Annotated in this window: 25 protein-coding genes; 21 read left to right on the top strand and 4 right to left on the bottom strand. The window is 70.7% G+C overall.

Annotation, left to right across the window (positions count from 1 at the left end; translation table 11 throughout):
- Positions 1–27 precede the first annotated feature (27 nt).
- Positions 28–534, bottom strand: a complete 507-nt coding sequence (locus FGX59_RS07440) for a LysR family transcriptional regulator (RefSeq protein ID WP_138465896.1) — start codon at positions 532–534, stop codon at positions 28–30.
- Positions 535–710: 176 nt separating this feature from the next.
- Here FGX59_RS07440 and FGX59_RS07435 point away from each other — a divergent pair, with 176 nt between their 5' ends.
- Positions 711–1,394 carry a putative quinol monooxygenase gene (locus FGX59_RS07435; protein ID WP_171060551.1) on the top strand — a complete coding sequence of 228 codons (684 nt, stop codon included), beginning with the start codon at positions 711–713 and terminating at the stop codon, positions 1,392–1,394.
- A gap of 24 nt (positions 1,395–1,418) precedes the next feature.
- Here FGX59_RS07435 and yghX read toward each other — a convergent pair whose 3' ends face one another.
- Positions 1,419–2,312, bottom strand: a complete 894-nt coding sequence (gene yghX, locus FGX59_RS07430) for a YghX family hydrolase (RefSeq protein ID WP_138465894.1) — start codon at positions 2,310–2,312, stop codon at positions 1,419–1,421.
- Between the two features lie 332 nt (positions 2,313–2,644).
- Here yghX and FGX59_RS07425 point away from each other — a divergent pair, with 332 nt between their 5' ends.
- The 11 genes from FGX59_RS07425 (at position 2,645) to FGX59_RS38620 (ending at position 13,501) form a co-directional block, all read left to right on the top strand.
- On the top strand, positions 2,645–3,739 hold the full coding sequence (locus tag FGX59_RS07425; protein WP_138465893.1) for an ABC transporter substrate-binding protein: 1,095 nt from the start codon (positions 2,645–2,647) through the stop codon (positions 3,737–3,739).
- A 113-nt stretch (positions 3,740–3,852) separates the two neighbouring features.
- Complete coding sequence (locus tag FGX59_RS07420; RefSeq protein ID WP_171060555.1) at positions 3,853–4,701, top strand: ABC transporter permease subunit; 849 nt, start codon at positions 3,853–3,855, stop codon at positions 4,699–4,701.
- Entirely contained in the window at positions 4,698–5,507 is an 810-nt protein-coding gene (locus FGX59_RS07415; RefSeq protein WP_138465891.1) for an ABC transporter permease, read from the top strand. The genes FGX59_RS07420 and FGX59_RS07415 overlap by 4 nt, the downstream gene beginning before the upstream one ends.
- 3 nt (positions 5,508–5,510) lie before the next feature.
- Positions 5,511–6,575 (top strand): ABC transporter ATP-binding protein, encoded by a 1,065-nt coding sequence (locus FGX59_RS07410; RefSeq protein ID WP_138465890.1) that lies wholly within the window; start codon positions 5,511–5,513, stop codon positions 6,573–6,575.
- On the top strand, positions 6,572–7,501 hold the full coding sequence (locus FGX59_RS07405; RefSeq protein WP_138465889.1) for a PHP domain-containing protein: 930 nt from the start codon (positions 6,572–6,574) through the stop codon (positions 7,499–7,501). The genes FGX59_RS07410 and FGX59_RS07405 overlap by 4 nt, the downstream gene beginning before the upstream one ends.
- A 174-nt stretch (positions 7,502–7,675) precedes the next feature.
- Positions 7,676–8,488, top strand: coding sequence for a phosphonate ABC transporter ATP-binding protein (gene phnC, locus FGX59_RS07400; protein WP_138465888.1), 813 nt, complete (start codon positions 7,676–7,678; stop codon positions 8,486–8,488).
- 55 nt (positions 8,489–8,543) lie between these two features.
- Positions 8,544–9,473, top strand: coding sequence for a phosphonate ABC transporter substrate-binding protein (gene phnD / locus FGX59_RS07395; RefSeq protein WP_138465887.1), 930 nt, complete (start codon positions 8,544–8,546; stop codon positions 9,471–9,473).
- Positions 9,474–9,537: 64 nt separating this feature from the next.
- Complete coding sequence (gene phnE / locus FGX59_RS07390) at positions 9,538–10,401, top strand: phosphonate ABC transporter, permease protein PhnE (protein WP_138465886.1); 864 nt, start codon at positions 9,538–9,540, stop codon at positions 10,399–10,401.
- Positions 10,398–11,717, top strand: a complete 1,320-nt coding sequence (gene phnE / locus FGX59_RS07385) for a phosphonate ABC transporter, permease protein PhnE (protein WP_138465885.1) — start codon at positions 10,398–10,400, stop codon at positions 11,715–11,717. Before phnE (FGX59_RS07390) ends, phnE (FGX59_RS07385) begins: the two co-directional genes overlap by 4 nt.
- Positions 11,717–12,331: a DapH/DapD/GlmU-related protein gene (locus FGX59_RS07380; protein ID WP_138465884.1), complete on the top strand. Its 615-nt coding sequence runs from the start codon at positions 11,717–11,719 to the stop codon at positions 12,329–12,331. Before phnE (FGX59_RS07385) ends, FGX59_RS07380 begins: the two co-directional genes overlap by 1 nt.
- A 549-nt stretch (positions 12,332–12,880) precedes the next feature.
- On the top strand, positions 12,881–13,501 hold the full coding sequence (locus tag FGX59_RS38620; protein WP_240722304.1) for a hypothetical protein: 621 nt from the start codon (positions 12,881–12,883) through the stop codon (positions 13,499–13,501).
- On the opposite strand, the gene phnF is transcribed toward FGX59_RS38620, so the two are convergent.
- Positions 13,498–14,214, bottom strand: a complete 717-nt coding sequence (gene phnF, locus FGX59_RS07370) for a phosphonate metabolism transcriptional regulator PhnF (RefSeq protein ID WP_240722302.1) — start codon at positions 14,212–14,214, stop codon at positions 13,498–13,500. The genes FGX59_RS38620 and phnF overlap by 4 nt on opposite strands.
- An 82-nt stretch (positions 14,215–14,296) precedes the next feature.
- Between phnF and phnG the strand changes: the two genes are divergently transcribed.
- The 9 genes from phnG (at position 14,297) to FGX59_RS07325 (ending at position 21,034) form a co-directional block, all read left to right on the top strand.
- Positions 14,297–14,743, top strand: coding sequence for a phosphonate C-P lyase system protein PhnG (gene phnG, locus FGX59_RS07365; protein WP_138465882.1), 447 nt, complete (start codon positions 14,297–14,299; stop codon positions 14,741–14,743).
- Positions 14,743–15,306, top strand: a complete 564-nt coding sequence (gene phnH / locus FGX59_RS07360) for a phosphonate C-P lyase system protein PhnH (protein ID WP_138465881.1) — start codon at positions 14,743–14,745, stop codon at positions 15,304–15,306. The genes phnG and phnH overlap by 1 nt, the downstream gene beginning before the upstream one ends.
- Positions 15,306–16,385 (top strand): carbon-phosphorus lyase complex subunit PhnI, encoded by a 1,080-nt coding sequence (locus FGX59_RS07355; RefSeq protein WP_138465880.1) that lies wholly within the window; start codon positions 15,306–15,308, stop codon positions 16,383–16,385. Before phnH ends, FGX59_RS07355 begins: the two co-directional genes overlap by 1 nt.
- 143 nt (positions 16,386–16,528) lie before the next feature.
- A complete protein-coding gene (locus FGX59_RS07350) occupies positions 16,529–16,867 on the top strand; it encodes a DUF559 domain-containing protein (RefSeq protein ID WP_171060550.1) in 339 nt (112 codons plus the stop codon).
- Positions 16,864–17,796 carry an alpha-D-ribose 1-methylphosphonate 5-phosphate C-P-lyase PhnJ gene (locus FGX59_RS07345; RefSeq protein ID WP_138465878.1) on the top strand — a complete coding sequence of 311 codons (933 nt, stop codon included), beginning with the start codon at positions 16,864–16,866 and terminating at the stop codon, positions 17,794–17,796. The genes FGX59_RS07350 and FGX59_RS07345 overlap by 4 nt, the downstream gene beginning before the upstream one ends.
- On the top strand, positions 17,793–18,563 hold the full coding sequence (gene phnK / locus FGX59_RS07340; RefSeq protein WP_138465877.1) for a phosphonate C-P lyase system protein PhnK: 771 nt from the start codon (positions 17,793–17,795) through the stop codon (positions 18,561–18,563). Before FGX59_RS07345 ends, phnK begins: the two co-directional genes overlap by 4 nt.
- A 24-nt stretch (positions 18,564–18,587) precedes the next feature.
- Positions 18,588–19,271, top strand: coding sequence for a phosphonate C-P lyase system protein PhnL (phnL, locus tag FGX59_RS07335; RefSeq protein WP_138465925.1), 684 nt, complete (start codon positions 18,588–18,590; stop codon positions 19,269–19,271).
- Entirely contained in the window at positions 19,268–19,816 is a 549-nt protein-coding gene (gene phnN / locus FGX59_RS07330) for a phosphonate metabolism protein/1,5-bisphosphokinase (PRPP-forming) PhnN (RefSeq protein WP_138465876.1), read from the top strand. The genes phnL and phnN overlap by 4 nt, the downstream gene beginning before the upstream one ends.
- A 36-nt stretch (positions 19,817–19,852) precedes the next feature.
- Positions 19,853–21,034, top strand: coding sequence for an alpha-D-ribose 1-methylphosphonate 5-triphosphate diphosphatase (locus tag FGX59_RS07325; protein WP_138465875.1), 1,182 nt, complete (start codon positions 19,853–19,855; stop codon positions 21,032–21,034).
- Positions 21,035–21,053: 19 nt separating this feature from the next.
- Here FGX59_RS07325 and FGX59_RS07320 read toward each other — a convergent pair whose 3' ends face one another.
- Positions 21,054–21,542, bottom strand: coding sequence for a toxin-activating lysine-acyltransferase (locus FGX59_RS07320; protein ID WP_138465874.1), 489 nt, complete (start codon positions 21,540–21,542; stop codon positions 21,054–21,056).
- Between the last annotated feature and the right edge of the window lie 51 nt (positions 21,543–21,593).

The following is a 21,593-nucleotide window of genomic DNA, read 5'->3' as shown; positions in this document are numbered from 1 at the left end:
CAGGATGCTCCGGCAGGCCGTTCCTCTTCAGGCAGCCCGGCGCCGCGACCAGGACATGCCCGTGCGGCAGCCGCCCGCGGATCGCCGGATCCGCAGCCAGCGGCGGCCCCTGCCGGATGGCGATGCCCTCCTCGCCCAGGTTCGACGCCGGTTCGAAGCCTCGATCTCGACCCGGATGCCCGGATGCGCATGAAGAAATCCCGGCAGGAGCGGCGCGATCTGGCGCTGCGCGAAGGCCACCGCCGCCGAGATGCGCACCACGCCCCCAGCCCGGCCCTGCACCGCATCCTCGACCCGGTCGACCGCATGTCGGCACTCGGCCGGCATGCTCTGCCCGTCCCGGGACAGCCGCACCGCGCGGGCGGAGCGGTCCGCGAACCGCACGCCCAGCACCGCCTCCAGCCGCTGCAGCCGCTTCGAGGCGACGGCAACCGTGATGCCAGATCGGCCGCCGCTGCGGTCAGGCTGCCCATCCGCGCCAGCCCCTCGGGCACCCTGAGATCGGCGATATTGTCCGGCCGTGCCACGCGGCACCCTTCTCCAATGCGTTGATATTGCCCCTGCGATCGGGAAGCCGCCGGTGCCTGGAATATGGCCCGGCCCCGCAAAGATGGGGGAAAGCGGCGGCGCTGCGGGTTGACGCAGGCGTCCTTCCGGCTGCCCGGCATCCGCGGGCGCCGCTGCGCAGTTCCATGTTTTCAGGAGGTTCCATGCGTTCCGCAATGCTTGCCACGGCCACCGCCCTCAGCCTGTCCACCGCCGCCGAGGCCCAGGCGCCCCGGACGGTCCAGGCCTTCGTCATCCTGCCCGTGACCGATGCCGCCCAGGACGGCTTCCTCGAGGTGATGCGCGACAACATCGCCGGATCGCGGGCCGAGCCCGGCAACATCTCCTTCGAGGCCTTCCGCGCCGAGGATGGCAGCCCCGGCGTCTTCCTGGTGGAGCGCTGGCGCGACCAGGCGGCACTCGACAGCCATATGGAGACCCCGCATCTGCAGGCGGTCGGCGCCGCGGTGGGCGAGCCGCAGCAGGTCTGGCCCGAGGAGCTGGCCGGGATCCCCGCGGCAGAAACCGACGAGAGCGTCGTCACCCCGCGCAATTTGGCGGTGATGTTCGACACCTCGGAAGAGACCCGCGACGCCTTCCTCGCGGCGATGGAGAAGGCGGTGCCGCCCGCCCGCGCCGCCGAGAGCAATGCGGGCTGCACCATCTACGGCGTCGCCGAGACCCCGAACCGCTTCGTCGTGGTCGGGACCTGCACGAGCGCCAAGGCACATATGGCGGCTCTGGCGGCGGGGCATTCGCAGGTGCTCGATGCCGTGCGCGAAGGCCTGCCGACCGCCGACCCGATGCAGCGCCGCTTGCTCCTGTCGGAGGTCCCGGTCGATAGTTGATCCCGGGCCGCGGGGCGGGGCGGCTCAGCCCAGATGGGTGCGGAACCAGTCGATCGTCCGCTCCCAGGCCAGGGTCGCCGCAGCCTCGTCATAGCGGGGGGTGGAGTCGTTGTGGAAGCCGTGATTTGCGCCCTCGTAGACATGCGCCTCGTAGGTCTTTCCAGCGAGGTCGAGCGCGTCGCGATAAGCCGGCCAGCCGGCATTCACCCGCTCGTCGAGCCCGCCGTAATGCAGAAGCAGCGGCGCCTCGATCCGCGGCACGTCGGCCGGGTCGGGCTGGCGGCCGTAGAAGGGCACCGCGGCGCCGAGCTCGGGGAAGGCAACCGCGGCGGCATTCGACACGCCGCCGCCATAGCAGAAGCCTGTGATGCCGACCTTGCCGGTGACGGCCTCGTCGGCCATCAGGAACTCCACCGCGGCGAAGAAGTCGTTCATCAGCTTCTCGCCGTCGACCTGCTGCTGCAGCGCGCGCCCCTCCTCGTCATTGCCGGGATAGCCGCCCATCGGCGTCAGACCGTCGGGCGCCATGGCGATGAAGCCGGCCTTGGCCAGCCGCCGCGCGACATCCTGGATATAGGGGTTCAGCCCGCGGTTCTCGTGGACGACGACCACGCCGGGCGCCGTTTCGGCACCAGCCGGGCGCACGTAATAGGCGCGCATCTCGCCATGTCCGTCGGGCGAGGGATAGGTGATCCAGCTGGCCTTGATGTCGGGATCGTTGAAGCTGACCTGCTCGGCCATCGCGTAGTCGGGGGACATCATCCCCAGGATCGCCGCCGCGCTGAGCCCGCCGATGGCGGCCTTGCCGGCGCGGTCGAGGAACTCGCGCTTGGTGATCATGCCATGCGCGTAGAAGTCGTAGAGCTCCAGCAGCTCGGGGCTGAAATCCTTCGCGGTCAGGCGGGCGGGACGGGTCACGGGCGGTCCTCCTCTGGCAGTGCCGTCTGGCGGCACGGGTCTACGCGCGGCAGTAGAGCACAGGCCCGGCGCAAAGCGTGAGCGGAAAAGCGGGCGGCGCAACCCGAGGGCGAGTGGGGTCCCGCGCCTTCGGACCCCGCGATTGCGCGCCTTCGGGCTCCCGGAAATGCGCGCCTTCGGGCTCCGGGAAATGCGCGCCTTCGGCGCGACGTCACGCGGGCGCAACGGAAACGTCAAGAAAGCTTTGCATTCCGCGCTTAGGGCAGCGGCCGAGCCTTGCAGCGCCGCCCGGACGGCCGCCCTGGGGGCTGTTTGCCAGATGGAGATGGACCATGACCAAGACGACCTCTGCGCTCGCGCTGTCGGCGGCCCTTGCCGCCTCGGGCGCCGGCACGGTGCTGGCCGAGCCTTCCGCCGAGCTGATCGCCGCAGCGAAGGAGGAAGGCATGCTGACCACGATCGCGCTGCCGCATAGCTGGTGCGGCTATGGCGAGGTGATCGCGGGCTTCACGGCGAAATACGGCATCGAGGTCAACGAGCTGAACCCGAATGCCGGCTCCGCCGACGAGCTGGAGGCGGTCAAGGCGAACAAGGGCAATACCGGCCCGCAGGCGCCCGACGTGCTGGATGTGGGCCTGTCCTTCGGCCCGGCGGCCAAGGACGAGGGGCTGCTGCAGCCCTACAAGGTCTCGAGCTGGGACACGATCCCCGCGGATGCCAAGGATGCCGAGGGCTACTGGTACGGCGACTATTACGGCGTTCTGGGCTTCGCCGTGAATTCGGACATCTTCCCCGAGGCGCCGCAGAGCCTCGCGGCGCTGGCATCGCCGGAATTCCGCAACTCGGTCGCGCTGCAGGGCGATCCGCGCACCGGAAATTCGGTGATGATGGCGGTCTACGCGGCGGGCATGGCCAATGGCGGCGGCAAGGGGGCCGAGGCGCTGAATGCCGGCATCGCCTATTTCCGGGAGCTGAAGGAAAGCGGCAATTTCGTCCCGGTGAACGGCTCGGCGCAGAACCTGGCGCAGGGCACGACGCCGGTCTATTTCGACTGGGACTACAACCTGCTGGCGATGCGCGACAAGCTCGGCGGCAACCCGCCGGTCGAGGTGGTCGTGCCGACGGATGCCGTGGTCGCGGGCGTCTATGTCCAGGCGATCTCGGCCTATGCGCCGCATCCGAACGCCGCGAAGCTGTGGATGGAGTATCTCTATTCCGACGAGGGGCAGCTCCTGTGGCTGGCGGGCTACTGCCACCCGATCCGCTTCAACGACCTCGCGGAGCGCGGCGTGATCCCCGAGGATCTGCTGGCCAAGCTGCCGCCCGCCGGGAACTACGCCAGGGCCGTCTTCCCCACGCTCGCCGAGCAGTCGGAGGCGAAAGCCGCGGTGGCGAAGAACTGGGCCGCCGAGATGGGTGTCCAGTAAGGCGCTCCCCCCGCAACCCGGAGGGAGGGCCTGCGCCCTCCCTCGCCCTCCCCGGAGCCCTCCCCTTGGCCCATCTCCCCCTCGACGGCGGCACTGCCCGGCCCCGACGCCGGCTGGCGCGCACCGGCTGGCGCTGGCTCGGCCTTCTGCCCTTTCTCGCCTTCGCGGCGCTCTTCCTCATCCTGCCGATCGGCTATCTGGTGCGCGGCGCCTTCCAGACCCCCGACGGGCGCTGGTCGCTGGAGACCATGGCGCAGCTTTTCTCGCCCGAGATCCGCGCCTCCTACTGGCTGTCGATCCGGCTCAGCCTCGTCTCCGCCGGAATGGGCGCGCTGGCCGGGCTGGTGCTGGGCTGGGCGCTGATCCTCGGCGGGCTGCCGGGCTGGGTGCGGCGCGGCTTCATGACCTTCTCGGGCGTGGCCTCGAATTTCGCGGGCGTGCCGCTGGCCTTCGCCTTCATCGCCACGCTGGGGCGGCTCGGGCTGGCGACGCTGGTGCTGCGCGACGTCTTCGGGCTGAACATCTACGCGGCGGGCTTCTCGCTCTTCTCCTTCTGGGGACTGGCGCTGACCTATCTCTATTTCCAGCTGCCGCTGATGGTGCTGATGCTGACGCCCGCGCTCGAGGGCATGCGGCCGGAATGGCGCGAGGCGGCCGAAAGCCTCGGCGCCTCGCCCCGCCAGTATCTCGGCCGCGTCGCGCTGCCCCTGCTGGCGCCGTCGGTGCTGGGCTGCTTCCTGCTGCTCTTCGCCAATGCGTTCGGCACGCTGGCGACGATCTACGCGCTGACCTCGGCCAATTTCGGCGTCGTGCCGATCGTGCTCTTCCAGCAGATCCGCGGCAACGTGCTTTACAATCCGAACCTGGGCTATGCGCTGGCGGTCGGCATGATCGTCATCATGGCCGCCTCGAACACGGTCTATTTCCTCCTGCGCCGCCGCGCCGAGAGGTGGCGGTCATGAGGCGCGTCCCGGTCCTGTCCTGGCTGGCCGCGCTCCTCGCCGCCGCCTATTTCCTGGTGCCGCTCTACGCCACCTTCAAGTTCTCGCTGCAGATGAAGCGCGGCGAGCTGAGCTTCGAGTCCTACCGCTCGGTGCTGAGTTCCGACCTCTTCCTGCAGGTGCTGGGCTTCTCGGCCATGGCCTCGCTGGCGGCGATCGTCCTCGGCATCCTGCTGGTCGTGCCCACCGCCTACTGGGTGCGGCTGAAGCTGCCCGGGCTGCGCCCGCTGACCGAGTTCCTCAGCCTGATGCCGCTGATCATCCCGCCCGTCGTGCTGGTCTTCGGCTATGTCCGCATCTACGGCACCGGGTCGGTCCTGCCGCTGACCATGACCGAGGCGGGCACCAACCTCCTGCTCGTGATCGGCTACACGGTGCTGTCGCTGCCCTACATGTACCGCGCGGTCGACAACGGCATGGCGGCGATCGACATCGCCACGCTGACCGAGGCCGCCGAGAGCCTCGGCGCCTCGCGCCTGAGGACCGTCGCCACGGTGATCTTCCCCAATATCCGCTCGGCCATCGTCTCGGGCGCCTTCCTGACCTTCTCGATCAGCCTGGGCGAATTCGTCGTCACCTCGCTGCTCAGCCGTCCCGGCTTCGGCCCTTACATGGTGCAGATCGGCCAGGACTATGCCTACCAGCCCGCCGCCATCGCGATCATGGCCTTCGCCTTCACCTGGATCTGCATGGTCCTGATGGAGCTCTTCGCCACGGCCCGGCCCGGCCAGGGCCCGTTCCGCCGCCGCAAGGGCAAGAAAGGGTAGCAGATGAGCTTCCTCACCCTCACCGACATCACCAAGAGCTTCGGCGCCAATACCGTGGTCCGGGGCTTCGACCTGGCCGTGGAGAAGGGCGAGTTCATCTCCTTCCTCGGCCCCTCGGGCTGCGGCAAGACCACGGTCCTGCGCATGGTCGCGGGCTTCGAGACGCCGTCCTCTGGGCGGATCGCCGTCGAGGGGCGCGACGTCACCGCGCTGCCGGCCTCGAAGCGCCGGATCGGCATGGTGTTCCAGGCCTATGCGCTCTTCCCCAACATGACGGTGGCGCAGAATGTCGCCTTCGGGCTGAAGATCGCCGGGATGGAGCGCGCGGCCATCCGCGCCCGCGTCGCCGAGATGCTGGAGCTGATCGCCCTCGGCCATCTCGCCGGGCGCTATCCCTACCAGCTTTCGGGCGGGCAGCAGCAGCGCGTCGCGCTCGCGCGCGCGCTTGCGCCGAAGCCCGACCTGCTGCTTCTCGACGAGCCGCTGTCGGCGCTCGACGCCAAGATCCGCGTGTCGCTGCGCGACGACATCCGCGCGATCCAGCGCGAGCTCGGCATCACCACGATCTTCGTCACCCATGACCAGGAGGAGGCGCTGTCGATCTCGGACCGCGTCGTGGTCATGCACCAGGGCCGCGCCGACCAGACCGGCAGCCCGGCCGAGATCTACAACCGCCCCGCCACCCGCTTCGTCGCGGGCTTCGTCGGCCATCTGAACACCTTCGACGCCCATGTCGGGCGCAGCGGCACGCTGTTCTTCGGCGGGCGGAGCTTCCCCGGCATCGTCCCGGAGATGCGCGAGGGCACCCGGCTGACCGTCGCGCTGCGCCCCGAGGCCCTGGCGCTGGCGCCGCGCGGGCCGGGCGACCTGCAAATCGGCGGCACCGTGATCGACACGAATTTCCTCGGCTCGGTGATCCGCGCGCGGGTCAGGATCGCCGGGATCTCCGTGGCCGCCGACATGTTCAACCAGTCCGGGGCCGCGGCCGTCCCGGCCCCCGGCGCAGAGGCCGCCCTGTGGTTCTCGCGCGACGACCTCCTTGTCCTTCCAGCCCGAGCAGACGCATGATCCTTCCCGCCTTCTCCGCCCCCGGCCGCTTCTACCGCGGCAACCTGCACACCCATTCGACCAATTCCGACGGCTGCCTGCCCCCCGGGGAGGTCTGCCGCCGCTACCGTGCCGAGGGCTACGACTTCCTCGCCCTGACCGACCACTTCATCGGCCAGTACGGCTATCCCCTCACCGACACGGCGCCCTTCCGCGCCGCGGGCTTCACCACGCTCCTCGGCGCCGAGCTGCATTCGGGCGCCATGGAGAATGGCGAGCTGTGGCACATCCTGGCGGTCGGCCTGCCGGCAGATTTCGCGCCGGGCAATGCGCCGGGCTTCGTGCCGGTGCCGGACCAGGAGAGCGGGCCCGAACTGGCCGCCCGCGCCCGCGCCGCCGGGGCCTTCGTCGCCATCGCCCATCCGCAATGGTCCGGTCTGACCCTGGCCGATGCGCGCTCGGTCGAGGCGGCCCATGCGGTCGAGATCTACAATCACGGCTGCGCCACCGGCTGCGACCGCGCTGACGGGTTCTCCATCGCCGACCTGCTGCTCTCCGAAGGCCGCGACCTCGCCCTAGTTGCCACGGACGACGCGCATTTCACCGAGCCCGACCATTTTGGCGGCTGGGTCATGGTGAAGGCGGCGGAGAACAGCCCCGAAGCGCTGCTCGAGGCGCTGAAGGCCGGCCGGTTCTATTCCAGCCAGGGGCCGGAGCTTCACGGGGTCGAGATCGCGGAAGACCGCGTGCGCGTGGAGTCCAGCGCGGTGGCCGCGGTGATCGTGCAGGGCCACGGCTCGGCGGCGAAGGCGGTCCATGGCCCGTCGATGACCCGCACGGAGGTCGCGCTGGACGGCCGCTTCGCCCGCTCGCCCTGGCTGCGCGTGACCGTGATCGACCGCGCCGGCCGCCGTGCCTGGAGCAACCCGGCCCGCCGCGGCGCCTGACCCGGGCCCCGCGCGCTCTTTCCGGTCCCCGGCAGGCACCCCCTGCCGGTCCCGCCGTGCTGCCCGGGCCTTCGCGCCGCCGCCGCGCCCAAGGCTTCACAATTGATTAGCACGCCTGTCACGAAACCGTCTCCGACCCGACCTAGCAGGACCGGAGAGCGAAAGAGGTGATGCATGTTGCAGGTCGAGGAACTGACCCGGCGGTTCGGCGCGCGGACGGCGGTGGACCGCGCGAGCTTCACGGTCGAGGCCCCGGCGATGATCGGGATCATCGGCCGGTCGGGCGCGGGCAAGTCGACGATGCTGCGGATGCTGAACCGGCTGACCGATGCCAGCGAGGGCCGGATCCTCTTCGACGGCACCGAGATCACCGCCCTGCGCGGCGCGGACCGCCGCCGCTGGCAGAGCCGCTGCGCGATGATCTTCCAGCAGTTCAACCTGGTGCCGCGGATGGACGTGGTCTCGAACGTGCTGCACGGCACACTGAACCGCCGCTCGACGCTGGCCTCGCTGTTCAACCTCTACCCCGAGGACGACATCCACCGCGCCATCGGCATCCTGGAGCGGCTGGGCATCGCCGAGCACGCGCCGAAGCGGGCCGAGGCGCTCTCGGGCGGGCAGCAGCAGCGCGTCGCCATCGCCCGCGCGCTGATGCAGGAGCCCGAGATCATCCTGGCCGACGAGCCGATCGCCTCGCTCGACCCGATGAATGCCCAGGTCGTCATGGACACGCTGCGCCGCATCCACGAAGAGGACGGCCGCATGGTGATCGCCAACCTGCACACGCTGGACACCGCGCGGCGCTACTGCGACCGGGTCATCGGCATGCTCGACGGCCGCATCGTCTTCGACGGCACGCCTGCGCAGCTGACCACCGGCGTCGCCCGCGACATCTACGGGGCCGGCGCGGATTTCTCGGAACACGCGACCTCGACCGCCATCGCCCCGGCAGACCGCGCCTGGCGCGAGGCCGAGGCCTATCTCTGACCCCGTTCAACCGGCCGCGTCCCGGTCCGGGGCGGCCTTCCCAAGGAGAGAGAAGATGAAAGCTCTTGCACTTGCCCTGGCCGCCTCCACGGCCCTCGCCTCCGCTGCCTCCGCCCAGGAGATCAGCGAATTCCGCCTCGGCATCCTCGGCGGCGAGAACGCCCAGGACCGCATCGCCAACAACGAATGCCTGGCCGAGCAGCTGAGCTCGTCGCTCGGCGTGCCGGTCAAGATCTTCGCCCCCGCCGACTACAACGGCGTGATGCAGGGCCTGCTGGGCGGCACGATCGACGCCGCGATCCTCGGCGCCTCGGGCTATGCCGGCGTCTACCTGCAGGACCCCGAGGCGGTCGAGCCGGTGCTGGTCAAGACCAACCTGGACGGCTCCTACGCCTACTACTCCATCGGCTTCGCCCGCAAGGACAGCGGCATCGCCACGCTGGCCGGCGCCAAGGGCAAGGTCTTCGGCTTCGGCGATCCGAATTCCACCTCGGGCTACCTGATCCCCTCGGTGGAGATCCCCGCCTCGAACCCCGAGATCCCGGCCGCCGCGATGCAGGACGGCTCCTCCGACTATTTCGCCGACGTGAAATTCACCGGCGGGCACGAGCAGACCATCGTCGCGGTCTATAACGGCGATATCGACGCCGGCGTGACCTGGGCCGACGGCCAGGGCGCCTGGGAGGACGGCTACAATTCGGGCGCGCTGCGCAAGGCCGTGGATGCAGGCCTCGTCGACATGAACGACATGGTCGAGATCTGGAAGTCGAAGCCGATCCCGGAAGGCCCCTTCGTGCTGCGCAAGGCGCTGCCCCAGGACGTCAAGACCGAGGTCACCGCGATCATGGACAACCTCTACGAGACCGACGCGGACTGCGCCTATGGCGTGGCCGGCGGCGACACGCTGGGCTTCAGCCCGATCACCCATGACGCCTACGAGTCGATCATCGCCGTGCGCCGCGCGAAGATCGAGCAGGGCTCCTGACGCCTGGCCTTTCCACCGCAGGCCCGGCCCCGCGCCGGGCCTGCGCCGTTCCGCGAGTCTCTGCATGACCGACCTAGCCTCCCCGCCCCCCGGCGCGATCCGCGACAGCTACATGGCCGAGCTGCGCCGCCGCAGGCTCTATGGCGGGCTCGCGCTGCTGGTCTTCGCCGCGCTGATGATCGCGGGCTTCCAGACGGCCAATGACCGCAATGCCGGCGGCTTCCTCGACGGGCTGCACCGGATCGGCGACTATCCCGCCATGGTGCTGTCCGAAGCCTGGGAGAAGCGCGCCCAGCTGCCCGGCAAGCTGCTGGAATACCTGCCCGACCTGGTCGAGACCCTGAACATCGCCGCCGTCGCCACCCTGACCGGAGCGATTGCGGGCACGGTTCTGGCCTTCCTGTCGATCCGCGGGCTCGCGCCCTGGCCGCGGGCCGTGCCGCTCTTCCGCCGGCTGATGGACATCCTGCGCGCCATCCCCGAGATCGTCATCGCGCTGATGCTGATCTTCGTACTGGGCGGCGGGCCGGTGCCCGCGGTGATCGCCATCGCCTTCCACACCGCCGGCGCGCTCGGCAAGCTCTTCTCCGAGGTCGCCGAGAATGCCGACCAGAAGCCGGTCGAGGGGCTGGCCTCGGTCGGCGCGCGCTGGGGCCAGCGCATGGCGCTCGGCGTGCTGCCGCAGGTCGCGCCGAACTTCCTCAGCTACGCGCTCCTGCGGTTCGAGATCAATGTCCGCGCCTCCGCCATCCTCGGCTTCGTCGGCGCCGGCGGGATCGGCTACGAGCTCAAGAACGCCATGGCCTGGGGTCCGGGCCGCTTCGGCGATGCCGCGGCGATCTTCCTGCTGCTCTTCGGCGCGATCGTGCTCTTCGACCAGCTCTCGGGCCATCTCCGCCGCCGCCTCGTCGAAGGAACCCGCGCATGACCGCCATCGACACTGCCGATCTGCGCGCCTCCGCCGGACGCCTGTTCCGCCGCAAGCAGCTGGCGGGGTTCGGGCTGCTGGCGGGCGTGATCCTCTATCTCGCCTATGCTGCCGTGGCCTTCGACATCGCCGGGCTGATGGGCCGGGCGCGCTGGGACAATGCCGTCGTGCTCGCCTCCGACACCTGGAGCTACAAGACCCATGTCGAGCGGCAGCACCGCTCGGGCGATATCGAGATCGCCATCGAGGGCGAGCGCCGCGGCACCTATGCCCCGGGCACATCGCCGGACTGGATCGTGCTGGGAGACACGGTGACGGTCGATCTGGGCCATGGCGCCACCGCGCGGCTGCTGCCCGGCAATGTCACCGAGCTGGACATCCCCGGCCACGGCACGGCGCGGATGGCGCTGCAGGGCCGCAGCATCTCCGGCGATTTCGGCGAGGTGCCGCCCGATTGGATCAGCGCCTCGGCGAAGCGCGTGATGATCACCCTGCCCGGTGCGCGCGTGACGATGACCCCGGCGCGGACCGAGATCTTCCGCTATTTCTTCGGCTGGGACCTCTTCTGGTTCACCCTCGACAGCCCGTATTTCGGCCATGGCCCGGCCGAGATCCTCTTCGGCCCGCGGATCGACCCGCAGCGGGGCAACATCGCCGGCGCCGCCCATGACTGGTGGACCAACGCCGTCTGGCACCACAAGGACGTGGCCTGGGCGATCGGCGAGACCATCCTGATGGCCTTCCTCGGCACTTTCGGCGCGGCCATTGCGGCGCTGCCCCTGGCCTTCCTCGCGGCGCGGAACTTCACCCCGGTCTGGCTGCTGCGCGGCGCGGTGCGCCGGGTCTTCGACTTCATCCGCGGGGTGGACTCGCTGATCTGGACCATCGTGCTGGCCCGCGCCTTCGGCCCCGGCCCGCTGACCGGCGCGCTGGCGATCCTGGTGACGGACACCGGCACCTTCGGCAAGGTCTTCTCCGAGGCGCTGGAGAATATCGACGGCCGCCAGGTCGAGGGCATCCGCTCCACCGGCGCCAATGCCGTGCAGCGCGCGCGCTTCGGCGTGCTGCCGCAGCTGGTGCCGGTCCTCCTCAGCCAGGTGCTCTACTTCCTCGAGTCGAACACCCGATCGGCCACGGTCATCGGCGCCATCACCGGCGGCGGCATCGGGCTCCTGCTGACCCAGGCGATGCAGACCCAGAAGGACTGGGAGGAGGTCAGCTACTACATCCTCCTGATCGTGCTGATGGTGATGGCCATGGACTGGCTCTCGGGGCGGCTGCGCGCGCGGCTGATCGGCCGCGGGAGCGCGCGGTGATGGCGCGGCTCGGCCCCGATCCCCTCGTCCATCCCGATTGCGAGATCACGGAAAGCCGTCTCGGCGCCTTCTGCGAGATCGGCCGCGGCAGCCGCCTGTCGCGGGTCGGGATGGGAGATTACAGCTATTGCGACCGCCAGGCCGATATCGCCAATGCCCGGATCGGCAAATTCGCCAATATCGCCGCCTTCGCCCGGATCGGCGCCACCGACCACCCGCTGGACACCGCCGCCTGCCACCACTTCCTCTACCGCTCGGACGACTACTGGGACGATGCGGCGCCGGATGCCGATTTCTTCGCCCGCCGCCATGCCCGGATCGCGGTGATCGGCCATGACACCTGGATCGGCCATGGCGCGATGGTGAAGCCCGGGGTGACGCTGGGCCATGGCGCGGTCGTCGCCGCGGGCGCGGTGGTGACGAAGGACGTCGACCCCTACATGATCGTCGCGGGCCTGCCCGCCATGCCCCTGCGCGAGCGCCTGCCGCGGGCGCTGGCGGCGCGGATGATCGCGCTCGGCTGGTGGGACTGGGACCATGCAAGGCTGCGCGCCGCGCTGGAGGATTTCCGCAGCCTGCCGGCAGCGGCCTTCCTCGAGCGCCATGGCGGCTAGCTGTTCGACCCCACGGTTTGATGGCGCGATCCATTCTCTGGAATGGAAGGAAGCCCTACGGGACAGGTTCGTCACGGCAGCGCCACGATCGGTTGACCGGCAGGCGCATGCGCCGGGAGGAGCGCACGCCATCCGGCTGCACTGCAGCGATCGCAAGCCTCGACCGCGGCGCCAGGCCGGGACCTCGGGATCCATCCGGAGACGGTCGCAACGTGGCGCAGGCGCGAGACGGCCGAGGATCGCAAGACCGGTCCGAGGGAACCGCGCCCGACCGTTCCCGGCGAGACCGGTGAGGCGACGATCGCCGCGTTTCGAAGGCACGCGCTGCTGCCACTGGACGATTGTCTCCATGCCCTTCAGCCGTCGTCCCCGCACCTGGCCCGCTCCGCGATGAGCCATGATGCGCCACTGGGTCAAGCACCATGACGAATGCATCTCTCGCCTGCCGGATGTGCAAGGCGGCAAGCCCGAGAGACAGCGCTTCGATAGCTGCCCCGTCCATGCCCGGCAGGCGATTGCGAACCAATCTGCCGAGAGGGGGGCTTTCACATGGAGATTGCAGAACTGCAGACCGCCGAGGGAAGGCGCTATCTTTTCCTTGCCATCGGCCGGACCGGCAAGGCCGCGGCTGCCCAGCCGGCCGAGAAGGCCGGCAGGCGGACAGCATGGGAGGTCCTGGAGTTCCGTCCGGAGGCCGTTCCCTGCCGCATCCGCACGATTCCGACCGAGCGGGCCATCGGTCCGAGCCCGATGGCGAGCGGTATCCAGGTCGCCGAACAGCCGCGCAACCGGAACACCGCCCAGCCCCGGCAAATGCGCCTCGACATGATCCGCAAAGCCAATGGGATCGAAAACCGGCTGGCAAAACCCGATCATCCATGTAGCCACGAGGATCAGGAAACGGTCCGGGGGACCGTTTTCCCGAGAGGCGGCCAGGTCGGGCGGATGAACCGGACGGTCAAAGACGCCACCGTCAAACGCTTCCGCTTCGGCAGCCATGATCAGCTTCGCAGTCACCTCGCCGACGTCTTGAATGCCTGCAACGTCGCCCGCCGGCTCAAAACACTCAGCGGGCCCACGCCCTGCGAATGCATCTGCAGAATCCGGGCTTCAGAGCCGCACAGAGTCATCGCCGGTCCGATCCACCAGATGCCGGGACTGAACAGCTAGCCCTCCTCGCCGAGGGTCAGGGTGATCCGCTCTCCGGCCCACCAGGTGCGGCCATGCTCGACCGGGCGGCCCTCGGGGTCGCAGTTGAGGCTGGTGGTGACGATCAGCGGCGCGCCCTCGGGCAGCTCCAGCAGCCCCGCCTGCGTCGCGCTGGCCGGAACGGCGGTGATCCGCGTCCAGGCGCGGGTGTAGTCCGCCACCCCCGCCGCGGCCAGCGCCCGCGTCACCCCTTCCCCCGCGGCCAGCGCCTCGGCGATGCCGGGCAGCCGTGTCACCGGAAAGAGCGACTCCGCAATCGCCAGCGGCCGCCCGTCGGCCAGCGAGCGGCCCCGGCTGACCAGCAGCAATTCGCCCGGCGCGAGGCGGAGCCAGCCGGCCTCCTGCTCCGTCGCCGCGCGGGTCTCCTGGCCGAGGCTCTCGCGGCCGGGCCGGCGCCCCTGGGCGAGGAGGTTCTCGGTGAAACGCGTGCGGCGGGTGATCGGGTAGTCCGCGGGACGCCCCGCGACGAAGGCCCCCGCCCCGCGGCGGCTGCGCACGAGCCCCTCCGAGGCCAGCGCGGAGAGCGCATGGCGCACGGTGTGGCGGTTGACGCCGAAGCGCGCCGCCATCTGCGCCTCGGTCGGCAGCTTGTCGCCCGGCTCGTAGCCGCCCTCGGCGATGTCGCGCCGCAGCGCACGGGCGATTTCTGCCCAGATCGGCGTCTTGTTACCCAAAATTCACAAATCCCCTCTCGCGCCGCGGCGGCTGTTCCGGCATAATGTGTCTAGTTGTATAGTATAGCGGGAAGTTGTCGGGATGGAAAGCCGCGACGCAGATCGGAAGGCCTGGATGGGCCTCCTGGCCAAGGCGCCCCCGGGGCGCGCGGCCGGTCTTCTCGACGCCGCGATGGCGCGGCCGGACTTCGCCTGGCTGCGCGCGCCCGAGACCGGCAGCGTCATGGTCCGCGGCCGGGCGGGCGCCACCGGCGCGCCGTTCAACCTCGGCGAGATGACGGTCACCCGCTGCAGCCTGCGGCTCGGCTGCGGCACGGTGGGGCACGCCTATCTGCAGGGCCGCTCCAAACCCGATGCCGAGGCCGCGGCGCTGATCGACGCGCTGATGCAGACGGACCGCGCCGGGGCGCTGCAGGCGGCCGTGCTCGGCCCGCTCGCGGCGGAGCGCGCCGAGGCCCGCCGGGCCCGCGCGTCGAAGGCGGCGGCGACCAAGGTGGATTTCTTCACGATGGTGCGGGGAGAGGACTGATGCAGGCGCAATCTCTCGAAGGCGGCTTCGCCGACCCGGCGCTGGAGGCCGCAAGCGGCTTCCGCGAGCTGATGGAATGCATGGCCCGCCCCGGCCGCATCGTCGAGGTGGCAGGCGCCCGCCCGCCCGCGCCGCTCTCGCCTGCGGCGGGGGTGGTCCTGCTCCTGCTCTGCGATGCGGACACGCCGCTGCATCTGGCGGGCGCGGCCGACTGCCCGGAGGTGCGCAGCTGGGTCGGCTTCCATTGCGGCGCGCCGCTGGTGCCTGCCGCGGACTGCGCCTTCGCGCTCGGGGACTGGGCAGCGCTGGCGCCGCTCGGCCGCTACCGGGCCGGAACGCCGGACTATCCCGACCGCTCCGCGACGCTGATCGTCGAGCTGCCCGACCTCGCGCCCGGCGGCACGCGCCTGACCGGGCCGGGGATCGCGGAGGAGGCCCGGCTGCCCCTGCCCGATCCGGAGGCCCTCCGCGCGAACGCGGCGCGATTTCCGCTCGGGCTCGATGTCATCTTCACCAGCGGCACGCGCCTTGCAGCGCTGCCGCGCAGCACGCGGATCGGCTGATGTATGTCGCAGTGAAAGGTGGCGAGCGCGCCATCGCCAATGCCCATGCCTGGCTGGAGGAAGAGCGCCGCGGCGACCCGGCCGTCGCCGAGCTCTCTGTCGCGCAGATCCGCGAGCAGCTGGCGCTTTCGGTCAACCGGGTGATGGCCGAAGGCGCGCTCTACGATCCGGACCTGGCGGCGCTGGCGATCAAGCAGGCCCGCGGCGATCTGGTGGAGGCGGTGTTCCTGATCCGCGCCTACCGCACGACCCTGCCGCGCTTCGGCGCCTCCCTGCCGGTGGATACCGGCGCGATGGACTGCGACCGGCGCATTTCGGCGACCTTCAAGGATCTGCCCGGCGGACAGGTGCTGGGTCCGACCTTCGACTACACCCACCGCCTGCTGGAATTCCGCCTCGCCGCCGAAGGCGGGGAGGCGGCCGCCGCCGCGGAGCGCCGAGCCGAACCCGCCCCGGTGCCGCATGTGGCGGAATTCCTCGGCCGCGACGGGCTGATCGAACCGGCCGGGGACGGCGGAGAGACGCCCCCCGACCTGACCCGCGCGCCGCTGGAACTGCCCGCGGAGCGCGCGCTGCGGCTGCAGGCACTGGCCCGGGCCGACGAGGGCTTTCTGCTGTCCCTGGCCTATTCGACCCAGCGGGGCTATGCGCGCAACCATGCGTTCGTGGGCGAGCTGCGCATCGGCCGGGTGGCGGTCGAGATGGAGATCCCGGAGCTGGGATTCGCGGTGGAAATCGGCGAGCTGGCGCTGAGCGAATCCGAGACGGTGAACCAGTTCAAGGGCTCGAGGACCGAACCGCCGCAATTCACCCGCGGCTACGGGCTGGTCTTCGGGCAAACCGAGCGCAAGGCGATTGCCATGGCGCTGGTAGACCGCGCTCTGCGCTGGCAGGAACTCGGCGAGGCGTTCACCGGCGCGCCCGCGCAGGACGCGGAATTCGTCCTGAGCCATGCCGACAACGTGCAGGCGACGGGCTTCCTCGAGCATATCAAGCTGCCGCACTATGTCGACTTCCAGTCCGAGCTGGAGCTGGTGCGCAAGCTGCGCGCCGAAGCCAGAACGGAGGACGGGCGATGACCCCCCTCACCCCGGCCCTCTCCCCGGCGGGGAGAGGGAGCCATCGCATCGGCAAGCAATCGGCGTTAACCAGCCCTTTGCCATTCATGCCGACCCTCGGAACCGTCAGGAACCTCCCTCTCCCCGCCGGGGAGAGGGCCGGGGTGAGGGGGAAGCGGCAGATCAGGAACCATACCGTCGACATCCACAATGCGCGCCTTCTGCGCCACGCCGCCCCGCCGGGCGAGGCCTGGCTCTGGGAGCAGCTGCGGAACCGCCGCTTCCACGGGCTCAAGTTCCGCCGCCAGCCCGTGCTCTGCGGGCTCTCCGCCAGCTTCTCCTGCCCCGCACGGCGGCTCGTGCTGCAGATCGACCGTCCCGATGCGCGAACCGAGGCCGGGTTCCGCCGCCTCGGCCATGCCACGCTCCATCTCACCGGAACCGCGATCCTGGCCGCGCCGGACGCGGTCCTCGACCGCATCGCGCAGGAGGTCCTGCCATGACCGACGCCGCCTATAATTTCGCCTATCTCGACGAGCAGACCAAGCGGATGATCCGCCGCGCCATCCTCAAGGCGCTGGCCGTCCCGGGCTACCAGGTGCCCTTCGCCAGCCGCGAGATGCCGATGCCCTATGGCTGGGGCACCGGCGGCGTGCAGCTCTCGGCCGCCGTGCTGACCCGGACCGACCGCCTCAAGGTGATCGACCAGGGCGCCGACGACACCACCAACGCCGTTTCGATCCGCAAGTTCTTCGAGCGCACCGCCGGGATTGCCACCACCACCCGCACCGCCGAGGCGACCGTCATCCAGACCCGCCACCGCATCCCCGAAACACCTCTGGCCGAAGGACAGATCCTCGTCTTCCAGGTGCCGATCCCCGAGCCGCTGCGCTTCCTCGAGCCGCGCGAAACCGAGACGCGGCGGATGCATGCGCTCGGCGATTACGGGCTGATGCATGTCAAGCTCTACGAGGACATCGCCCGCCACGGCCATGTCGCCACCGCCTATGCCTATCCGGTGATGGTCGAGGACCGCTACGTGATGGACCCCTCGCCGATCCCGAAATTCGACAACCCGAAGCTGTCGGACTGCCCGGCGATCCAGCTCTTCGGCGCCGGGCGGGAGCAGCGCATCCATGCGCTTCCGCCCTGGACCAGGGTCGCCAGCCTCGATTTCGAGGACCACCCCTTCGAGCCCTCGAAGCCCGACCACCCCTGCGCGCTCTGCGGCGCGACGGAGAGCTATCTCGACGAGGTGATCACCGACGACCAGGGCACGCGGATGTTCGTCTGCTCCGATACCGACTACTGCGAGACCCGCCGCGCCGGAAGCCCCGGCAATGCGCGCCGCACGGACTCCCCGGAGACTGCGCGCCGCACGGGCGCGACAGAGGTTGCGCGCCGAACTTGCGCGACGGAGGCCGCGAAATGACCCCGATCCTCTCGGCAAGGCAGCTCTCGAAATCCTACGGCGCGCAGCTTGGCTGCCGCGATGTCTCCTTCGATCTCTGGCCGGGCGAGGTGATGGGCATCGTCGGCGAGAGCGGCTCGGGCAAGTCGACGCTTCTGAGCTGCCTGGCGGGCCATCTGGCCGCGGATGCGGGCCAGGTCGTCTTCGACACGCGCGATCACGGCCCCCGCGACGTGCTGGCCATGGCCGAGCCCGAGCGGCGGGCGCTGTCGCGCAGCGACTGGGCCTTCGTCCACCAGCATGCCCGCGACGGGCTGCGCATGGGGGTCTCGGCCGGCGGCAATGTCGGCGAGCGGCTGATGGCGGCCGGGGCGCGGAACTACGGCGCGATTCGCGGCACGGCAGAGGACTGGCTCGGCCGCGTCGAGATCGACCCGGGGCGGATCGACGACCGGCCCTCCACCTTCTCGGGCGGGATGCAGCAGCGGCTGCAGATCGCGCGCAACCTCGTCACCGGGCCGCGGCTCGTGTTCATGGACGAGCCGACCGGCGGGCTCGATGTCTCGGTGCAGGCGCGGCTCCTCGACCTTCTGCGCGGGCTGGTGCGGGACATGGGGCTCTCGGCCGTGATCGTCACCCATGACCTCGCCGTTGTGCGGCTGCTGGCCGACCGGCTGATGGTGATGAAATCCGGCGAGGTGGTCGAGCAGGGGCTGACCGACCAGGTGCTCGACGATCCGCAGCACGGCTATACCCAGCTGCTGGTCTCCAGCGTGCTGGCGGCCTGAGGAGGCAGGATGGAGAACGGACAGATGATCGAGATCGCGGGCGTTTCCAAGCGCTTCGTGCTGCACAACCAGGGCGGGGCGGAGATCCCGGTGCTGTCGGGCGCGGGCTTCTCGGTGGCGCGCGGCGAATGCGTGGCGCTGACCGGTTCCTCGGGGGCGGGCAAGTCGACGCTGATGCGGATGATCTACGGCAACTACCGCACCGATCAGGGGCGCATCGCCATCGGCGGCATAGAGATCGCCGGGGCCGCGCCGCGCGAGGTGATCCGGCTGCGCCGCGAGGTGCTGGGCCATGTCAGCCAGTTCCTGCGCGTCGTGCCGCGGGTGCCGACGATCGAGGTCGTGGCCGAGCCGCTGCGCCTCCTCGGCATGGCCGCGGAGCCCGCCCGCGACCGCGCCGCGGCGCTGCTGGCGCGGCTGAACGTCCCCGAACGGCTCTGGGGGCTCTCGCCCACCACCTTCTCGGGCGGCGAGCAGCAGCGGGTCAACATCGCCCGCGGCTTCGTCCATCCCTATCCGGCGCTGCTGCTCGACGAGCCCACGGCCAGCCTCGATCCGGCGAACCGCGCCGTGGTGCTGGACCTCATCCGCGAGGCCAAGGCGCGCGGCACGGCGATCGTCGGCATCTTCCACGATGCCGCCGCCCGCGCCGAGATCTGCGACCGCGAGATCGACATGACCGCCTTCGCCCCGGAGCGGGCGCAATGAGCCGGCCGGGGCGGCTGGTCGCCGTGGTCGGCGCCTCGGGCGTCGGCAAGGACAGCCTGATCCGCGCGCTGGTGCGGGCGGCGCCGCATCTCGCGCCGGTGCGCCGCGTCATCACCCGCGCGCCGGGGCTCGGCGGCGAGGAGTACGACGCCGTCACCGAGGCCGAGTTCCGCGCCCGCGCCGCCGCCGGGGGCTTCTGCCTCAGCTGGGCGGCGCACGGGCTCTGCTACGGCATTCCCGCGGAGGTGGCGCAGGACGTCGCCCGCGGCAACGGGCGGATCGCCAACCTGTCGCGCCGGGTGCTCGGCGAGGCGGCCGCGGTCTTTCCCGGCCTCGCCGTCCTCAATGTCACCGCGCGCACCGAGACGCTGGCCCGCCGCCTGACGGGCCGCGGGCGCGAGGACCCGGCCGCGATCGCCCGGCGGCTGGCCCGCACCGCCCCGCCGCTGCCGCCCGGCCTCGACGCCGTCACCCTCGCCAATGACGGACCGCTCGAGGACACCGTCGCCCGCGCCCTGGCCATCCTGGCCGCCGACCCTGCCTGACGGCGCCCGCGCCGCTCCTTCTCCCGAGGATCTCCGATGAACCAGATCGCCCCCGCCGCCCTCGAACCCGCCATCGCCGCCGGCAGCCTGTGCCTCGGCAATGCCCGCCTCGTGCTGCCCGACCGGGTGGAGACCGGCTGGATCGCGGTCGAGGACGGCGTGATCGCCGCGACCGGCAGCGGCGCGGCGCTGCCCGCGGGCGCCCTCGACTGCCGCGGCGACCTGGTGATGCCGGGGCTCGTCGAGCTGCATACCGACAACCTGGAGCGCCATATCGAGCCGCGCCCCGAGGTCGCCTGGCCGCACCGCCCGGCGCTCCTGGCGCATGACGGCGAGCTGGCCTCGGCCGGGATCACCACGGTCTTCGACGCGCTGCGCGTCGGCTCGATCACCTCGCAGGGGCAGGGCTACGGCAAATACGCCCGCAGCGTCGCCGACGAGCTGATCGAGCTGCGCCGCGCCGGCGCCTTCCGGATCTCGCATTTCGTCCATCTGCGCGCCGAGATCTGCTCGGAGACGCTGCTGGAGGAGCTCGCCGAATTCGGCCCCGGCGACCGGATCGGCATCCTCAGCCTGATGGACCACACGCCGGGCCAGCGGCAGTTCCGCGACATCTCCAAGCTGAAGGCCTACTGGGCGGGCAAGCGCGGCTTCAGCGACGCGGCCTTCGACGCCCATGTCGCCCATCTCTACGCGCTGCAGGAGCGCTTCGGCGCGGCCAATGAGGCGGGCGCGGCGGCAGAGGCGCAGAGGCTGGGCGCGGTGCTGGCCAGCCATGACGACACCACGCCGGAGCAGGTGGCGCAGTCGAAGGGCAAGGGCGCGGCCTTCGCCGAGTTCCCGACCACCGCCGAGGCCGCCGCCGCCTGCCGCGAGGCAGGCATCGCCATCATGATGGGCGCGCCGAACATCGTCCGCGGCGGGTCGCATTCGGGCAATGTCGCGGCGCTGGCGCTGGCCGGGGACGGGCTGCTCGACATCGTCTCCTCGGATTACGTGCCGTCCTCGCTTCTGCTCGCCGCCTTCCGCCTGGCGGCCCATTGGGAGGATCTGCCCCGCGCCGTGCGCACCGTGACCGAGGCGCCCGCGCGGGCGGCGGGACTGGCCGATCGCGGACGGCTGGAACCGGGGCAGCGCGCCGACCTCCTTCGGGTCGCCGGGATGGGCGGCCAGCCGGTGCTGCGCGGTGTCTGGAGCCGCGGGCTGCAGGTCGGCTGATCCCCCGCGCCCCGCGGGGTCAGGAGACCGGCCGGGCGGCGAAATGCGACATCATCTGGGCATCGGCCGTCTGCTGCCAGCCCTCGGAGATGTCCTTGCCGATATAGGTGACGACCCGGCCCTTCGTGGCCCCCGGCACGACGCGCAGCCCGCGGGCGAAGCGGTTCTCGAACCGCGCCCGCAGCCGGCTTTTCAGCTGCAGGGTGTGGCGCAGCGAGAAGGGCGAGACATAGTCGATGAACCACAGCCGGTCGCCCGAGGTCCAGTCCTCCAGCCGGATCGCGGAGGGCGTCTTGATATAGCGCAGCTCCGCCTCCTCCGAGAAGAAGGCCCAGCTTGCATAGGCGACGGGCACGCAGCCCTCGCGCAGGATCTCGTACTGGCCGAGGCTGACCGGCGGGATGACATTGCGCATCATCAGCCGCGTGCTCCAGTCGGCATGGAGGCCCGAATTCATCCACAGCCAGGAGATCTGGCCGAGCTCGCCGAAAGTCTGATCGTTCTTCATGGTCCTGTCCTTTCCGTCACATGGTCCCGCGGCGGGCGGACCCTTGCGGCC

It is taken from the genome of Poseidonocella sp. HB161398 (genome assembly GCF_005870025.1).
Lineage (GTDB): Bacteria > Pseudomonadota > Alphaproteobacteria > Rhodobacterales > Rhodobacteraceae > Mangrovicoccus.
This window is presented reverse-complemented; position numbering and strand designations above follow the sequence as displayed.

What these genes read in the sequence shown, in the direction of transcription:
- FGX59_RS07435 (WP_171060551.1), top strand. Translation starts at nt 711, where the DNA reads ATGCGTTCCGCAATGCTTGCCACGGCCACCGCCCTCAGCCTGTCCACC.
- FGX59_RS07425 (WP_138465893.1), top strand. Translation starts at nt 2,645, where the DNA reads ATGACCAAGACGACCTCTGCGCTCGCGCTGTCGGCGGCCCTTGCCGCC.
- FGX59_RS07415 (WP_138465891.1), top strand. Translation starts at nt 4,698, where the DNA reads ATGAGGCGCGTCCCGGTCCTGTCCTGGCTGGCCGCGCTCCTCGCCGCC.
- FGX59_RS07410 (WP_138465890.1), top strand. Translation starts at nt 5,511, where the DNA reads ATGAGCTTCCTCACCCTCACCGACATCACCAAGAGCTTCGGCGCCAAT.
- FGX59_RS07405 (WP_138465889.1), top strand. Translation starts at nt 6,572, where the DNA reads ATGATCCTTCCCGCCTTCTCCGCCCCCGGCCGCTTCTACCGCGGCAAC.
- phnC (WP_138465888.1), top strand. Translation starts at nt 7,676, where the DNA reads ATGTTGCAGGTCGAGGAACTGACCCGGCGGTTCGGCGCGCGGACGGCG.
- phnD (WP_138465887.1), top strand. Translation starts at nt 8,544, where the DNA reads ATGAAAGCTCTTGCACTTGCCCTGGCCGCCTCCACGGCCCTCGCCTCC.
- phnE (WP_138465886.1), top strand. Translation starts at nt 9,538, where the DNA reads ATGACCGACCTAGCCTCCCCGCCCCCCGGCGCGATCCGCGACAGCTAC.
- phnE (WP_138465885.1), top strand. Translation starts at nt 10,398, where the DNA reads ATGACCGCCATCGACACTGCCGATCTGCGCGCCTCCGCCGGACGCCTG.
- FGX59_RS07380 (WP_138465884.1), top strand. Translation starts at nt 11,717, where the DNA reads ATGGCGCGGCTCGGCCCCGATCCCCTCGTCCATCCCGATTGCGAGATC.
- FGX59_RS38620 (WP_240722304.1), top strand. Translation starts at nt 12,881, where the DNA reads ATGGAGATTGCAGAACTGCAGACCGCCGAGGGAAGGCGCTATCTTTTC.
- phnG (WP_138465882.1), top strand. Translation starts at nt 14,297, where the DNA reads ATGGAAAGCCGCGACGCAGATCGGAAGGCCTGGATGGGCCTCCTGGCC.
- phnH (WP_138465881.1), top strand. Translation starts at nt 14,743, where the DNA reads ATGCAGGCGCAATCTCTCGAAGGCGGCTTCGCCGACCCGGCGCTGGAG.
- FGX59_RS07355 (WP_138465880.1), top strand. Translation starts at nt 15,306, where the DNA reads ATGTATGTCGCAGTGAAAGGTGGCGAGCGCGCCATCGCCAATGCCCAT.
- FGX59_RS07345 (WP_138465878.1), top strand. Translation starts at nt 16,864, where the DNA reads ATGACCGACGCCGCCTATAATTTCGCCTATCTCGACGAGCAGACCAAG.
- phnK (WP_138465877.1), top strand. Translation starts at nt 17,793, where the DNA reads ATGACCCCGATCCTCTCGGCAAGGCAGCTCTCGAAATCCTACGGCGCG.
- phnL (WP_138465925.1), top strand. Translation starts at nt 18,588, where the DNA reads ATGATCGAGATCGCGGGCGTTTCCAAGCGCTTCGTGCTGCACAACCAG.
- phnN (WP_138465876.1), top strand. Translation starts at nt 19,268, where the DNA reads ATGAGCCGGCCGGGGCGGCTGGTCGCCGTGGTCGGCGCCTCGGGCGTC.
- FGX59_RS07325 (WP_138465875.1), top strand. Translation starts at nt 19,853, where the DNA reads ATGAACCAGATCGCCCCCGCCGCCCTCGAACCCGCCATCGCCGCCGGC.
- FGX59_RS07320 (WP_138465874.1), bottom strand. Translation starts at nt 21,542, where the DNA reads ATGAAGAACGATCAGACTTTCGGCGAGCTCGGCCAGATCTCCTGGCTG.